General features: G+C 70.5%; 12 protein-coding genes. 8 read left to right on the top strand and 4 right to left on the bottom strand.

Annotation, left to right across the window (positions count from 1 at the left end):
- Positions 1-17 precede the first annotated feature (17 nt).
- The 5 genes from LZ604_RS03715 (at position 18) to LZ604_RS03695 (ending at position 7268) form a co-directional block, all read left to right on the top strand.
- Positions 18-563 carry a bacterial proteasome activator family protein gene (locus LZ604_RS03715; RefSeq protein ID WP_234512582.1) on the top strand — a complete coding sequence of 182 codons (546 nt, stop codon included), beginning with the start codon at positions 18-20 and terminating at the stop codon, positions 561-563.
- An 812-nt stretch (positions 564-1375) separates the two neighbouring features.
- The gene (locus tag LZ604_RS03710; protein WP_234512581.1) at positions 1376-2962 is read left to right on the top strand and encodes a protein kinase domain-containing protein; all 1587 of its coding nucleotides are present in this window, start codon (positions 1376-1378) and stop codon (positions 2960-2962) included.
- A gap of 722 nt (positions 2963-3684) precedes the next feature.
- Positions 3685-4875 carry a pyruvate dehydrogenase (acetyl-transferring) E1 component subunit alpha gene (pdhA, locus tag LZ604_RS03705; RefSeq protein WP_234512580.1) on the top strand — a complete coding sequence of 397 codons (1191 nt, stop codon included), beginning with the start codon at positions 3685-3687 and terminating at the stop codon, positions 4873-4875.
- 1 nt (position 4876) lies between these two features.
- Positions 4877-5854, top strand: a complete 978-nt coding sequence (locus tag LZ604_RS03700; RefSeq protein WP_234512579.1) for an alpha-ketoacid dehydrogenase subunit beta — start codon at positions 4877-4879, stop codon at positions 5852-5854.
- A gap of 10 nt (positions 5855-5864) precedes the next feature.
- Positions 5865-7268, top strand: coding sequence for a dihydrolipoamide acetyltransferase family protein (locus tag LZ604_RS03695; RefSeq protein ID WP_234512574.1), 1404 nt, complete (start codon positions 5865-5867; stop codon positions 7266-7268).
- Between the two features lie 74 nt (positions 7269-7342).
- Here LZ604_RS03695 and LZ604_RS03690 read toward each other — a convergent pair whose 3' ends face one another.
- Positions 7343-8236, bottom strand: a complete 894-nt coding sequence (locus LZ604_RS03690; protein WP_234512572.1) for a D-alanyl-D-alanine carboxypeptidase family protein — start codon at positions 8234-8236, stop codon at positions 7343-7345.
- Positions 8237-8441: 205 nt separating this feature from the next.
- Here LZ604_RS03690 and LZ604_RS03685 point away from each other — a divergent pair, with 205 nt between their 5' ends.
- Both LZ604_RS03685 and LZ604_RS03680 read left to right on the top strand, forming a co-directional pair.
- Complete coding sequence (locus LZ604_RS03685; RefSeq protein WP_234512570.1) at positions 8442-9125, top strand: GntR family transcriptional regulator; 684 nt, start codon at positions 8442-8444, stop codon at positions 9123-9125.
- The gene (locus LZ604_RS03680; protein ID WP_234512568.1) at positions 9122-10438 is read left to right on the top strand and encodes an MFS transporter; all 1317 of its coding nucleotides are present in this window, start codon (positions 9122-9124) and stop codon (positions 10436-10438) included. Before LZ604_RS03685 ends, LZ604_RS03680 begins: the two co-directional genes overlap by 4 nt.
- 111 nt (positions 10439-10549) lie before the next feature.
- Here the strand turns inward: LZ604_RS03680 and LZ604_RS03675 are convergent, their stop codons facing one another.
- Positions 10550-11368, bottom strand: coding sequence for a carbon-nitrogen family hydrolase (locus tag LZ604_RS03675; protein ID WP_234512566.1), 819 nt, complete (start codon positions 11366-11368; stop codon positions 10550-10552).
- Positions 11369-11545: 177 nt separating this feature from the next.
- Here LZ604_RS03675 and LZ604_RS03670 point away from each other — a divergent pair, with 177 nt between their 5' ends.
- Complete coding sequence (locus tag LZ604_RS03670; RefSeq protein ID WP_234512564.1) at positions 11546-12370, top strand: maleylpyruvate isomerase family mycothiol-dependent enzyme; 825 nt, start codon at positions 11546-11548, stop codon at positions 12368-12370.
- Positions 12371-12411: 41 nt separating this feature from the next.
- On the opposite strand, the gene LZ604_RS03665 is transcribed toward LZ604_RS03670, so the two are convergent.
- Both LZ604_RS03665 and LZ604_RS03660 read right to left on the bottom strand, forming a co-directional pair.
- Positions 12412-12906 (bottom strand): LURP-one-related/scramblase family protein, encoded by a 495-nt coding sequence (locus tag LZ604_RS03665; RefSeq protein ID WP_234512561.1) that lies wholly within the window; start codon positions 12904-12906, stop codon positions 12412-12414.
- A gap of 271 nt (positions 12907-13177) precedes the next feature.
- On the bottom strand, positions 13178-13414 hold the full coding sequence (locus LZ604_RS03660; RefSeq protein WP_234512559.1) for a hypothetical protein: 237 nt from the start codon (positions 13412-13414) through the stop codon (positions 13178-13180).
- Positions 13415-13458 lie beyond the last annotated feature (44 nt).

Genomic DNA, 13458 nt, shown 5'->3' with positions numbered 1-13458 from the left:
TGCGAGAGAATGGCCGCATGGAGATGCCGAGGAACGAAAGGTCGTCCGAGAACGCCCAGAAGATCCTGGTCGTAGGCCAGGACGGAATGGCTCTCGGCGGCACCGGAGATGACGACTCCCGCGAGATCCCGGTGACGGAACAGGTGGAGCAGCCGGCGAAGGTCATGCGCATCGGCAGCATGATCAAGCAGTTGCTGGAGGAGGTGCGCGCCGCTCCTTTGGACGAGGCGAGCAGGCAGCGCCTGAAGGAGATCCACGCCAGCTCGGTGAAGGAGCTGGAGGACGGTCTAGCTCCCGAACTCGTCGAGGAGCTCGAGCGGCTCTCCCTGCCCTTCACGGACGAGGCGATTCCGAGCGACGCGGAACTGCGCATCGCGCAGGCGCAGTTGGTGGGCTGGCTGGAGGGTCTCTTCCACGGGATCCAGACCACGCTGTTCGCCCAGCAGATGGCGGCGCGGGCCCAGCTGGAGCAGATGCGCCGCGCTCTTCCGCCGGGCGTGGGCTCCCCCGACGGCGAGGAGGACCGCCGCGCGGGCGGCCGCTCGGGCGGCCCGTACCTGTAGCCCGGACCCGCCTGTCATCCCGGCCACGCGAGCCGGTCGCAGCCGTCGGGCGAGCCCGTGACCTCGGCCGGGCGAGCCCGTGACCTTGACCATGAGAGGGGCCCGGCACCACGTGGGTGCCGGGCCCCTTCCGTATGTTTCCGCCGGCTTCGGGAGCGCTCCCCCGCCGCCCTGGAAGCGTTCTTTCGGCACATGTGCGGACGCGATCGCCATGTGCCGGCCACCGTGCCGATCCGCCTCGTCGAGGCTCTCGGCGTGGTTCCCGGGGCGGTCGTCGCCGCCGGTGCCGAAGCCGGGGACGGTGTTGCGGGGCGTGAGTTTCGCCACGAGCTGCCCCGCGCGCCGGAGCCGGTCGGGGAGGGTTGTTCGCGACCCGGCTCGGTGTGAAGTGTCTTGATCACGACTTGTCGGATCGAACATCGTGTCCCGCTCGAGAGGCACCGAAGCCGTCCCGACCTAGTCGAGCACGCCGCGCAACCGGCAGCGCCTCGGGCAAACGCGCAACCGACAGATGATCGACAGCTGTCGTTCCGTGATCGACCGCCCGTTTTCGGCCAAGTCCGCCACGGGCCATGGCGCCTTGAGCCCGGTACTCGTCCCGTGACGGTACGCGAGAGTAGCGTCGCGGAAGTGCGGAAGGTGCCGTACGGTCGGCGCGCGGAATTTGCATATGGAACCGGGCACAGGGTTTGATGTCCGGTCTTTCTCGAATCCATCTCGGACCGGTGCCTTGCTCGGAGCCTGTAGCGTGGCCCGTCGGAGACCGTAACAACCACCGCGCAGACCGCGGGCAGAAACGACGGCGAGGACTGATGGCACAGACGCAGCGCGCTCAGGGCCCGTCCGACCCCGAGGCGACTGGCGGCGGGATGTCAGACGCGCCGGAGAACTGGGGCAACGGCGGGCTTGTCGGTGACGGCCGGTACCGGCTGACCCGCAGACTCGGCCGGGGCGGCATGGCCGAGGTGTTCGCGGCCGAGGACGTGCGCCTCGGGCGGACCGTCGCGGTCAAGCTGCTCCGCTCCGACCTCGCCGAGGACCCGGTCTCCAAGGCCCGCTTCACGCGCGAGGCCCAGTCGGTGGCCGGCCTCAACCACCACGCGATCGTCGCCGTGTACGACTCGGGCGAGGACCAGGTCGGCGGCCAGGCGGTGCCGTACATCGTGATGGAGCTGGTCGAGGGCCGTACGATCCGCGACCTGCTGCTCAACGCGGAGGCGCCCGGGCCCGAGCAGGCCCTGATCATCGTCTCGGGTGTGCTGGAGGCGCTGGCCTACTCGCACCAGCACGGCATCGTGCACCGCGACATCAAGCCGGCGAACGTCATCATCACCAACAACGGCGCCGTGAAGGTGATGGACTTCGGCATCGCGCGCGCCCTGCACGGGGCGTCCACGACGATGACGCAGACCGGCATGGTCATGGGCACGCCGCAGTACCTCTCCCCGGAGCAGGCGCTCGGCAAGGCGGTCGACCACCGTTCGGACCTGTACGCCACGGGCTGCCTGCTGTACGAACTGCTCGCGCTGCGGCCGCCGTTCGTCGGCGAGACCCCGCTGTCCGTGGTGTACCAGCACGTCCAGGACATCCCGGTGCCCCCGTCCCAGATCTCGGAGGGCGCGGCCCCGCCGGAGCTGGACGGGCTCGTGATGCGTTCCCTCGCGAAGGAGCCGGACGACCGGTTCCAGACCGCGGAGGAGATGCGCGGTCTGGTGCAGTACGCGCTGCAGATGCTGTACGACCAGGGCAGCCACACCGGGACCTGGAACACCGGCCCGGTGGACATGCACGAGGGCCGGCACACCCCCGCGGGAGGCTTCGCCGGTACGACGGTGATGCCGCACCCCGGTGAGCCCGGCACCACCCAGATTCCGCAGCCCATCCTGCCCGCGGGCTACGGCTCCGGGGACGACGGCGGTTTCGAGGGACACGGCAACAGGGGCAGCGGGCGCGGCAAGCTGTGGATCCTCGCGGTCCTCGCCGTCATCGCCATAGCGGCGGGCGTCGCGCTGGCGCTGCAGAACGCGGGCGGAAACGGCGGCGGGACGGGCACCACGCAGTCGCCGGCCGCCACGCACTCCAAGGACGACAAGAAGTCCGAGGAGACCCCGACGGACGAGGCGACCGACACGTCCACGGGCGGCACCGAGGACACGGGCGGCGGCTCGGACTACACGCCCTCGTACACGCCGTCGCAGAGCTACAGCGAGCAGCCGCCGCCGCAGCCGTCGACGACGCCGGAGCAGCCGACCGACGAGCCCTCCGAGACGGCGCCCACGGACGGGCCGACGGACTCGCCCACGGGCGGCGGCGGCACGACCTCGGACCCGACGGCGACCGGCGGGGGCGGGGGCGGCGGCGGGGACACCGCTGGCGCGGGCGACCCGCAGCTGCCCTGACCGGCCCGTATCCCGCACGGCACACAAGGGGCGACCGCCCCGCGAGAACGCAGCCACGCGCGCGTGGGACCCGGAAACGGGCTCCACGCGCGCGTGCCCGTCCGGGCCTGCCCGCCGCGACGATCTCGGCTTCCTCCGCGCCACACCCGCCCCGGCGCCCCGGCGCCCTGGGCCGCACGGCGCCACACCCGCCCCGCGCCCTGGGCCACACCGCGCACCCTCCACTGCTACGCGCACCCTCCACTGCTACGCGCGCCTCCACTGCTCCGCGCGCCCTCCGAGAACGCCACACGCCGTACACGGACGGTAGCGGCGGAGCCGGCAGCCGCCCCCGGACACCGGTGACACAGCCCGCCGCCACACCGCGACACCAGCACCACCCCAGAAGATGTCTTCCCGTGCTCCAGGTGAGCGGGATAACGTGCCGTTGTTCCGGCCCCCTGCAAGGCTGTGACCAGCATCTGTGCCCGACTTACTCGATTTACTTGGAAATCCAAGCAAAATCCCAGGTCAGGAGGGGTTTCACAGAAATGTGGCGCACTGGGTAACGTGCCCTTTGCAGGGCGCTCGCCGGGGCACCTGTCACGTCTGTTTCGAACGAGTCGCACCCACCCCGTGCGTCCGTGCGCTGCAGGCGGAGCCGCTCCCACCGGCCCCAAGCGGGCCGAGGGGACCCCCAGGCACCCGGCGAACCCGGGGGCCGGACCGACGGAGGAGCACACGTGACCGTGGAGAGCACTGCCGCGCGCAAGCCGCGACGCAGCGCCGGAAGCAAGGCCGGCACCACCGGCAGCAAGCGCACCACCAGCACCACGCCCAAGAAGGGCTCGGACACCGATCTCGTCCAGCTGCTGACGCCGGAGGGCGAGCGGGTCGCGAACCCGGAGTACGACCGGTATGTCGAGGGCATCACGCCCGAGCAGCTGCGCGGCCTCTACCGGGACATGGTGCTGACCCGCCGCTTCGACGCGGAGGCCACCTCTCTGCAGCGCCAGGGCGAGCTGGGCCTGTGGGCCTCGCTGCTCGGCCAGGAGGCCGCCCAGATCGGTTCGGGACGGGCCCTGAACGACGAGGACTACGTCTTCCCGACCTACCGCGAGCACGGCGTCGCCTGGTGCCGCGGCGTCGACCCCACCAACCTGCTCGGCATGTTCCGCGGCGTGAACAACGGCGGCTGGGACCCTAACGGCAACAACTTCCACCTCTACACGATCGTCATCGGCTCGCAGACGCTGCACGCGACGGGCTACGCCATGGGCGTGGCGAAGGACGGTGCCGACTCGGCGGTGATCGCGTACTTCGGTGACGGCGCCTCCAGCCAGGGCGACGTCGCGGAGTCGTTCACCTTCGCGGCGGTGTACAACGCGCCGGTGGTGTTCTTCTGCCAGAACAACCAGTGGGCGATCTCCGAGCCGACCGAGAAGCAGACCCGTGTGCCGCTGTACCAGCGGGCGCAGGGCTTCGGCTTCCCGGGCGTGCGCGTGGACGGCAACGACGTCCTGGCCTGCCTCGCGGTCACGAAGTGGGCGCTGGAGCGGGCGCGCAACGGCGAGGGCCCGACCCTGGTCGAGGCGTTCACGTACCGCATGGGTGCGCACACGACCTCCGACGACCCGACCCGCTACCGCCACGACGACGAGCGGGTCGCCTGGGAGGCGAAGGACCCGATCGCCCGCCTGCGCGCGTATCTCCTGGCCACGGACCACGCGGACGAAGGATTCTTCGCGGAACTCGAGGCGGAGAGCGAGGCGTTGGGAAGGCGGGTGCGTGAAGCGGTCCGTGCCATGCCGGACCCGGACCACTTCGCCATCTTCGAGAACGTGTACGCGGACGGGCATGGACTCGTCGACGAGGAGCGGGCCGGGTTCGCCGCCTACCAGGCGTCGTTCGCGGACGTTGAAGGGGGCAACTGACGTGGCCGAGAAGATGGCGCTCGCCAAGGCGATCAACGAGTCGCTGCGCAAGGCCCTGGAAGCGGACCCCAAGGTCCTGGTGATGGGTGAGGACGTCGGCAAGCTCGGTGGCGTCTTCCGTGTCACCGACGGCCTGCAGAAGGACTTCGGCGAGGACCGGGTCATCGACACCCCGCTGGCCGAGTCGGGCATCGTCGGCACCGCGATCGGTCTGGCGCTGCGCGGGTACCGGCCGGTGGTCGAAATCCAGTTCGACGGTTTTGTCTTCCCCGCCTACGACCAGATCGTCACGCAGCTGGCGAAGATGCACGCCCGTTCCCTGGGCAAGGTGAAGCTGCCGGTCGTCATCCGCATCCCCTACGGTGGCGGGATCGGCGCGGTCGAGCACCACAGCGAGTCCCCCGAGGCGCTGTTCGCGCATGTGGCCGGCCTGAAGATCGTCTCTCCGTCGAACGCGTCGGACGCGTACTGGATGATGCAGCAGGCGATCCAGAGCGACGACCCGGTGATCTTCTTCGAGCCGAAGCGGCGCTACTGGGACAAGTCCGAGGTCGACGCCGAGGCGATCCCGTACCCCCTGCACAAGGCGCGGGTGGTGCGCGAGGGCACGGATGTCACGCTGGCCGCCTACGGCCCGATGGTGAAGGTGTGCCAGGAGGCCGCCGTGGCCGCCCAGGAGGAGGGCCGGTCACTGGAGGTGCTGGACCTGCGCTCGGTCTCGCCGCTGGACTTCGACTCCCTGCAGGCGTCGGTGGAGAAGACCCGCCGCCTGGTGGTGGTGCACGAGGCACCGGTGTTCTTCGGTTCGGGCGCGGAGATCGCCGCCCGGATCACGGAGCGGTGCTTCTACCACCTGGAGGCGCCCGTGCTGCGGGTCGGTGGCTATCACGCCCCGTATCCGCCGGCGCGGCTGGAGGAGGAGTACCTGCCGGGCCTGGACCGGGTGCTGGACGCCGTCGACCGCGTCCTGGCGTACTGAGGAGAGGGTCGTGACGACGATGACTGACGCGTCCGTGCGCGAATTCAAGATGCCCGACGTGGGCGAGGGCCTGACCGAGGCCGAGATCCTCAAGTGGTACGTCCAGCCCGGGGACACGGTCACCGACGGGCAGGTCGTGTGCGAGGTGGAGACCGCCAAGGCGGCCGTGGAACTGCCCATCCCCTACGACGGGGTGGTCCGGGAACTGCACTTCCCCGAGGGCACCACGGTGGACGTCGGGACCTCGATCATCGCGGTCGCCGTGGCCGGGGGCGCTCCCGCGAAGGAGGCACCGGAGCCGGCCGAGCAGACCCCGGCGCCGAAGCCCCCGGCCGAGGAGCCCAAGCAGGAGGGGCGCAAGCCCGTCCTCGTGGGGTACGGCGTCGCCGAGTCGTCCACCAGGCGCCGCCCCCGCAAGACGACCGCGGCGGCCGCGGAGGGCGCCCTCCACGCGGCCACGGCACTCCAGGGCGAGCTGAACGGGCACGGCGGCGGGAAGACCCGCCCGCTGGCGAAGCCCCCGGTGCGCAAGCTCGCCAAGGACCTCGGCGTCGATCTCGCGACGGTGACCCCCTCGGGCCCGGACGGGATCATCACCCGCGAGGACGTGCACGCGGCCGCGGCCCCCGCGCCGGCGGCGGCCGCTCCGGCGGTCCCCGCGCCGGCGGTGGAGCGCCCGGCCGCTCCGGCGCCCGCGGTGACGTTCGACACCGCGCGGGAGACCCGTATCCCCGTCAAGGGTGTCCGCAAGGTCACCGCGCAGGCGATGGTCGGCTCCGCGTTCACCGCGCCGCACGTCACGGAGTTCATCACGGTCGACGTGACCCGGACGATGAAGCTGGTCGAGGAGCTGAAGCAGGACAAGGACCTCCAGGGTCTGCGCGTCAACCCGCTCCTGCTGATCGCCAAGGCCCTCCTGGTCGCGATCAGGCGGAACCCCGACATCAACGCGTCCTGGGACGAGGCCAACCAGGAGATCGTGCGCAAGCACTATGTGAACCTGGGCATCGCGGCGGCCACGCCGCGCGGTCTGATCGTGCCGAACATCAAGGACGCGCACGACAAGACGCTCCCGGAGCTGGCCGAGGCGCTCGGCGAGCTGGTGGCGACGGCCCGCGAGGGCAAGACGTCCCCGGCGGCGATGCAGGGCGGCACGGTCACCATCACGAACGTGGGGGTGTTCGGCGTCGACACGGGCACGCCGATCCTGAACCCGGGCGAGTCGGCGATCCTCGCGGTCGGCGCGATCAAGCTCCAGCCCTGGGTCCACAAGGGCAAGATCAAGCCCCGTCAGGTGACGACCCTCGCCCTCAGCTTCGACCACCGTCTGGTGGACGGCGAGCTGGGCTCGAAGGTCCTCGCGGACGTGGCGGCCATCCTGGAGCAGCCGAAGCGGCTGATCACCTGGGCCTAGCGCCCGGGTCGCAGGGACGACGAAGGGGCCGGCCGCGGAGGAGCGGCCGGCCCCTTTCGCCGTTGCCGGCTTGATCAGACGGCGAAGCCGTAGTTCAGCAGCTTCTTCGCGTCGGCCAGGCGGTCGCTGGGCGACGTCGACGCCAGGACCGTACCGATGATCGTCTTGGTGCCGCGGGTCGCGGCGAAGACCAGGCAGTACTTGGCCTCCGGGCCGGAGCCCGTCTTCACGCCGATGGCGCCGCTGTAGGTGCCGAGCAGCGGGTTGGTGTTGGTCCAGTTGTAGTAGCGGTAGCCGCCGCTCTTGGTGGTGACCTTCTGCTGCGTCGTCTTGGTCTTCACGACCGAGCGGAAGGTGGAGTTCTTCATCGCGTTGCTCGCGAGCTTCGTCAGGTCGCGCGGCGTCGAGTAGTTGTTGCCGTTGCCGATGCCGTCGAACGAGTCGAAGTGCGTGCGCGTCAGGCCGAGGCCCCGGGCGGTGCTGTTCATCTTGCCGATGAACGACTTCACGCGCGCGTCGCGCGTGGAGCCGGTACCGAACTTGTCCGCGAGCGCGTAGGCCGCGTCACAGCCGGAGGGCAGCATCAGCCCGTACAGGAGCTGACGGACGGTGACCTTGTCGCCGACGATCAGGTGGGCCTGGGAGGCGTTGTTCCGGACGACGTAGTCGCTGTAGGCCTTCTGGATCGTGACCTTCGCGTCCAGGTTCAGGTTCGGCTGGGACAGCACCACCTTCGCGGTCATGATCTTGGTGGTGGAGCCGGTGGACAGCTGCGTGTCGGCGGCCTTGGTGAACAGGCTCGTGCCGGTGCCGTTGTTCATCACGAACCCGCCCTTGGCGGTGATCGTGGGCTTTGTGACGGCCTGCGCGGGTGCCGCGGTGAGGGCGCCGGTGGCGAGCACGGCTGCGGTGGTGACGACTGTCGCGGCTGCTCTGCGGACGCGCGCGCCCTTAATGCCGGTAATCAAGTTGAACGCTCCGATTGCGTCTCTGATGCACTTTCTGCATCCAAATGCCCCTGGAGGGCGGCCAGATGGCAAGGCCGCCCTCTCGTGAGACACGTAACTAGCACAAAAGGATGTGCGGTTGCTGGGACGGATGGGGAAGGAGATTTCCCGGTCCACATCATGGACGCCCGTCGGCTTGCGTACGTGTTGTATCTATGATGTGCGCATGCCTTCAGCGCCGTCCGCCGCCCCGGCCCAGGAGAATCCGGCCGCCAAGCAGCCACCCGCCGCCGACCGCGTGTACACGCACGTCAAACGGGGCGTTCTGGAGCGCCGTTACCAGGGCGGGACCCTTCTCACCGAGGGAGAGCTGGCCGAGGAGGTGGGGGTCTCGCGGACACCGGTGCGCGAGGCGCTGCTCCGGCTGGAGGTCGAGGGGCTCATCAGGCTCTACCCGAAGAAGGGGGCGCTGGTCCTGCCCGTGTCCGCGCAGGAGATCGCGGACGTGGTGGAGACGCGTCAGCTCGTCGAGGAGCACGCGGCCCGCAAGGCCGTGCCCGCCCCGCCCGGGCTGATCCGCCGCCTCGAGGAACTGCTGGCACGCCAGAAGGAACAGGCCGCCGCCGGGGATCTGGCCGGGGCGGCGCTCACCGACCGCACCTTCCACGCCGAGATCGTGCGCAGCGGCGGCAACGAGATCCTCTCCCGCCTGTACGACCAACTCCGCGATCGCCAGCTGAGGATGGGGGTCGCGGTCATGCACTCGCACCCCGACCGGATCGCCAAGACCCTCAGCGAGCACGAGGAGATCCTCGAGGCTCTGCGGTCCGGCGACGCCGAGGCGGCCGTCGACGTCGTCCACCGGCACGTCAGCTGGTTCTCCCACCTGGCACGGGGTGAGGTGCGATGAGGTCCCGTTCCCCGAACTTCCACCCGGTCTCCCTGCCCGGAGACCCGCCGGGCGGCCGGCGCGCCATAGCGGTGTGGACCATCGGCGTCTCGGTGTACTTCGTCGCCGTCATCTTCCGCACGTCCCTGGGCGTGGCCGGGCTCGACGCCGCGGACCGCTTCCATGTGAACGCGTCCGCCCTGTCCACCTTCTCGATCCTCCAGCTTCTTGCGTACGCGGGCATGCAGATACCCGTCGGCCTGCTGGTGGACCGGCTCGGCACCAAGAAGGTGCTGGCCATGGGCGTCGTACTCTTCACGGCCGGCCAGGTGGGCTTCGCGTTCTCCCCGTCGTACGGCATGGCGCTCGCCTCGCGTGCGCTGCTCGGCTGCGGTGACGCGATGACGTTCATCAGCGTGCTGCGCCTCGGCACCCGCTGGTTCCCGGCCCGCCGCAGCCCGCTGGTCGCACAGCTCGCCGGTCTGGTGGGCATGGCGGGCAACCTGGTCTCGACGCTGGTGCTGGCCCGGCTGCTGCACGGGGTCGGCTGGACGGCCGCGTTCGGCGGCAGCGCGTTCGCCGGGGTCGTCGTCCTCGTACTGCTCCTCCTCTTCCTGAAGGACCACCCCGAGGGATTCGAGCCGGAGCCGTCCCCGCACCACGGGTCCGCGTACGTGCGCCGGCAGATCGCGGCCTCCTGGCGGGAGCCCGGCACCCGCCTCGGCCTGTGGGTGCACTTCACGACCCAGTTCCCGGCGATGGTGTTCCTGCTGTTGTGGGGCCTGCCGTTCCTGGTGCAGGCGCAGGGGCTGTCCCGGGCGACGGCCGGGGAGCTGCTCACGCTCGTGGTGCTGTCGAACATGGTCGTCGGCCTGGTGTACGGGCAGATCGTGGCCCGGCACCACGCGGCACGGCTTCCCCTGGCGCTCGGGACGGTCGGGGCGACGGCGGTGGTGTGGGCGGCCACGCTCCTCTACCCGGGCACGCACGCGCCGATGTGGCTGCTGGTCGTGCTGTGCACGGTGCTCGGGGCCTGCGGCCCTGCCTCGATGATCGGCTTCGACTTCGCGCGACCGGCGAACCCGCCGGAGCGTCAGGGAACCGCCTCCGGTATCACCAACATGGGCGGTTTCATCGCCTCCATGACGACGCTGCTAGCGATCGGCGTGCTGCTGGACGCGACCGGCGACGACTACACGCTGGCGTTCTCCGCCGTGTTCGTCCTTCAGGCGCTGGGGCTGAGCCAGATTCTGCGGCTGCGCAAGCAGGCGGCGCGCAGGGAACGGGAGCGGCTGGTGGCCAGCCGCGTGGAGACGGTGCACGTGCCGGCATAGGGCCGGTACGGCCGGAGTACGCAGTACCGGGGCTCGGGGCTGGACTGCGCAGGGCTGGACGGTGCAGCGCTGGACTGTGCAGGACCGGCGCCGTGAAGGTGCGGCGAGCCGTCAGTGGCGCGGGGGCTCCAGGCCCAGCACCCGGTCCTTCAGCGCCGGGAACTGCTCCCGTGTGGCCGCGACCTTCCCCGGGTCGAACTCCACCGTGAGGATCTCCTCGCCGGTGCCGGCCTCCGCGAGGACCTCGCCCCAGGGATCCACCACGATCGAGTGACCCGCCTGCGGAACTCCCGCATGCGTCCCGGCCGTTCCGCAGGCGAGGACGTACGCCTGGTTCTCGACCGCCCGGGCCTGGGCCAGCAGCGTCCAGTGAGGCCGGCGGCGCTCCGGCCAGCCCGCCGGGATCACGAGCGTCTCGGCCCCCGCGGTCACGAGCGAGCGGAACAGCTCGGGGAAGCGAAGGTCGTAGCAGGTGGCCACGCCGACGGTCGTCTCCGGCAGACGCACCGTCACCAGCTCCGAGCCCGCGCCCATCAGCACGGCCTCGCCCTTGTCGAAGCCGAAGCGGTGGATCTTACGGTAGGAGGCGGCCAGTTCACCGGAGGGGGAGAAGACGAGAGACGTGTTGTAGAGAGGGCCCTCACCCGCGGCGGAGCCGCTGTCGGATGCGGCGCGTTCGGGGATCGATCCGGCGTGCAGCCACACGCCCGCGTCGCTCGCCGCCTTCGCCATCGCCTCGTACGTGGGCCCGTCGAGCGGTTCGGCCTCGGTTGCGAACTTGTCGTAGGCGAACGCGCCGGTGGTCCACAGCTCGGGCAGCACCACGAGATCGACTCCGGCTTGATCTCGTACCAGGGAGGCGGCTCGTCGGCGGCGTGCCTCGATCGATTCGTCCTCATCTACCCGGATCTGGATCAGGGAGGCGCGCACACTACCACCGTCCTGGCATTCGAGCCTTGTCTTCCGGCCTACGATCGTCACACGAAAGCACTGCCGGGGTGCCTCACAGCAGCGTAACTTAACGTTCCGAGACACCCGCCGACAGTCGCCTCCCGTCGACACCGCTGTCAACCGCCCGTGCACCGACCGCCCGAGGGGTCCCGTTCCGTGAGTCTGCATCCCACCCTCCAGCCCTACGCCGACGCCTGGACCCACTCCATCGAAGCGATATCCGAGCTGGTACTGCCGCTCGTGGAAGGGGAGTGGAACCGGCGCACGCCCTGCCCCGGCTGGTCGGTGCGTGATGTGGTCTCCCACGTCATCGGCATGGACTGCGAGATGCTCGGCGACCCCCGCCCCATCCACACGCTCCCACGCGACCTCTTCCACGTCACCAACGAACACCAGCGCTACATGGAGATGCAGGTCGACGTCCGCCGTCATCACACGGCGCCGGAGATGACCTCCGAGCTGGAGTACACGATCATCCGCCGCAACCGCCAGCTGCGGAACGAGTCGCGGGATCCGGGCACCAAGGTGCGGGGTCCGCTCGGGAGCGAGCAGACCCTCGAGGAGGCCATGCGGTACCGCGCGTTCGACGTGTGGGTGCACGAGCAGGACCTGCGGGCGACGCTGGGCCGTCCGGGGAACCTGGACTCGCCGGGTGCCCACATCACCCGGGACGAGCTGCTGGCCGCGCTGCCGAAGGTGGTGGCCGAGGGCGCGGGGGCGCCGCCCGGTGCCGCGGTCGTCTTCGACGTCCACGGCCCCGTCGAGTTCCTGCGCACGGTCCGGGTGGACGCGGAGGGGCGCGGCTCGATCGACGGCACGCCGTCGCTGGGCCCGGCCGTGTCGCTCACGCTGGACTGGGAGACGTACGTCCGCCTCGCCTGCGGCCGCGTCACCGCGGACGTCGTGGCGGACCGCATCAAGGCGGAGGGCGACCCGGAGCTGACGGCGGCGATCCTGCTGGCGTTCGCGGTGACCAAGTAGCGCAGCGGGTCCGGGCGGCACGGGGTGGGCGGCTGGGCTGCTCAGTCCTCCTCCCGCTCCTTGTCCGCCAGGTGGATCACGCACACGGCCACCGCGATCAGCAGCGCCGGGTCCGCGTCCTCGCGCACGATGTCGACGCCGTATGTCTCGCGGAGGGTCAGCCAGCGGCGGGAGATCTGCGCCAGCAGCTCCTCCTCGTACTCGATGGCGAACTCGCGGTCGAGGATCTTGCCGCTGACATCGAGCTCCGTGCCGTCCACCAGCGAGACGCGGTAGTGGTTGCGCAGCAGGGACAGGCGCTTGCGCCGGATTCTGGCCAGCGGTTCGCCGTCGCGCTCGATGACCATGGTGTCGCGCAGGGCGAACATCTTCCGGTGGATGTCGATCAGGACGCGCCCCTGCGCGTCCTTCAGCTCGAACGTGTCCCGCAGCCGCAACGCCTTGCCGTCGACCAGGAACACCTTGTTTCCGTGCTGGTCCTCGATCCAGTAGTCGTCACCGATGCCGAGGAGCCGGTCGCGTACGAGGAATCTCATACCGTCAGGGCTTCCCCCGCGGCCGTTCCGAAACGCCGCCGGTAGGCCGACGGGCTGAGCCCGGCCTCGCGCCGCAGCCGGGCCGCGCTGCGGGGACCGGCCGGCGAGCGCACGGTCACGCCCTCCACGGGCTCGGCCCCGACCGTGCCTCCTCGGCACCGAGCACAAGCCCTCCGCTCCGGCCGGAGCGTCGATGGGCCGGACGCGGACGAGTCCCCCGCCGCCGGCGGGGGACTCGTATCAGGACCGCGTGGGGACGCGGGCGACCGGGCTACCGGTAGCCGTCCCGTTCCCGTCTGTCGCGCAGGTCCTCGTCGTCCTCGTCCCGCGACGAACGGCGCTCGTCGCGCTTCCGGCGCAGGCCGGAGCCCTCCACATCGTCCGCCGTGCCCTGCCCGCTCATGTCGGGGTCGTGTCGGTCCCGGTCGCGCCTGTCCTCGCCGATGATCTCCCCGTGCTCCCGCTCACGGTCCCGGCGGCGTATCTGGTCGTCGATGTCTCGCGGCATGCAACTGCTCCCTTGTAACTGGCCCCCCTGTCTGGGTCGAGCAT

Origin of the sequence: Streptomyces glomeratus (genome assembly GCF_021462825.1) — a bacterium.
GTDB classification, from domain to species: Bacteria; Actinomycetota; Actinomycetes; order Streptomycetales; family Streptomycetaceae; genus Streptomyces; species Streptomyces glomeratus.
The sequence above is the reverse complement of the archived record's forward strand: the minus strand, read 5'-3'. Positions and strand labels throughout refer to the sequence as shown.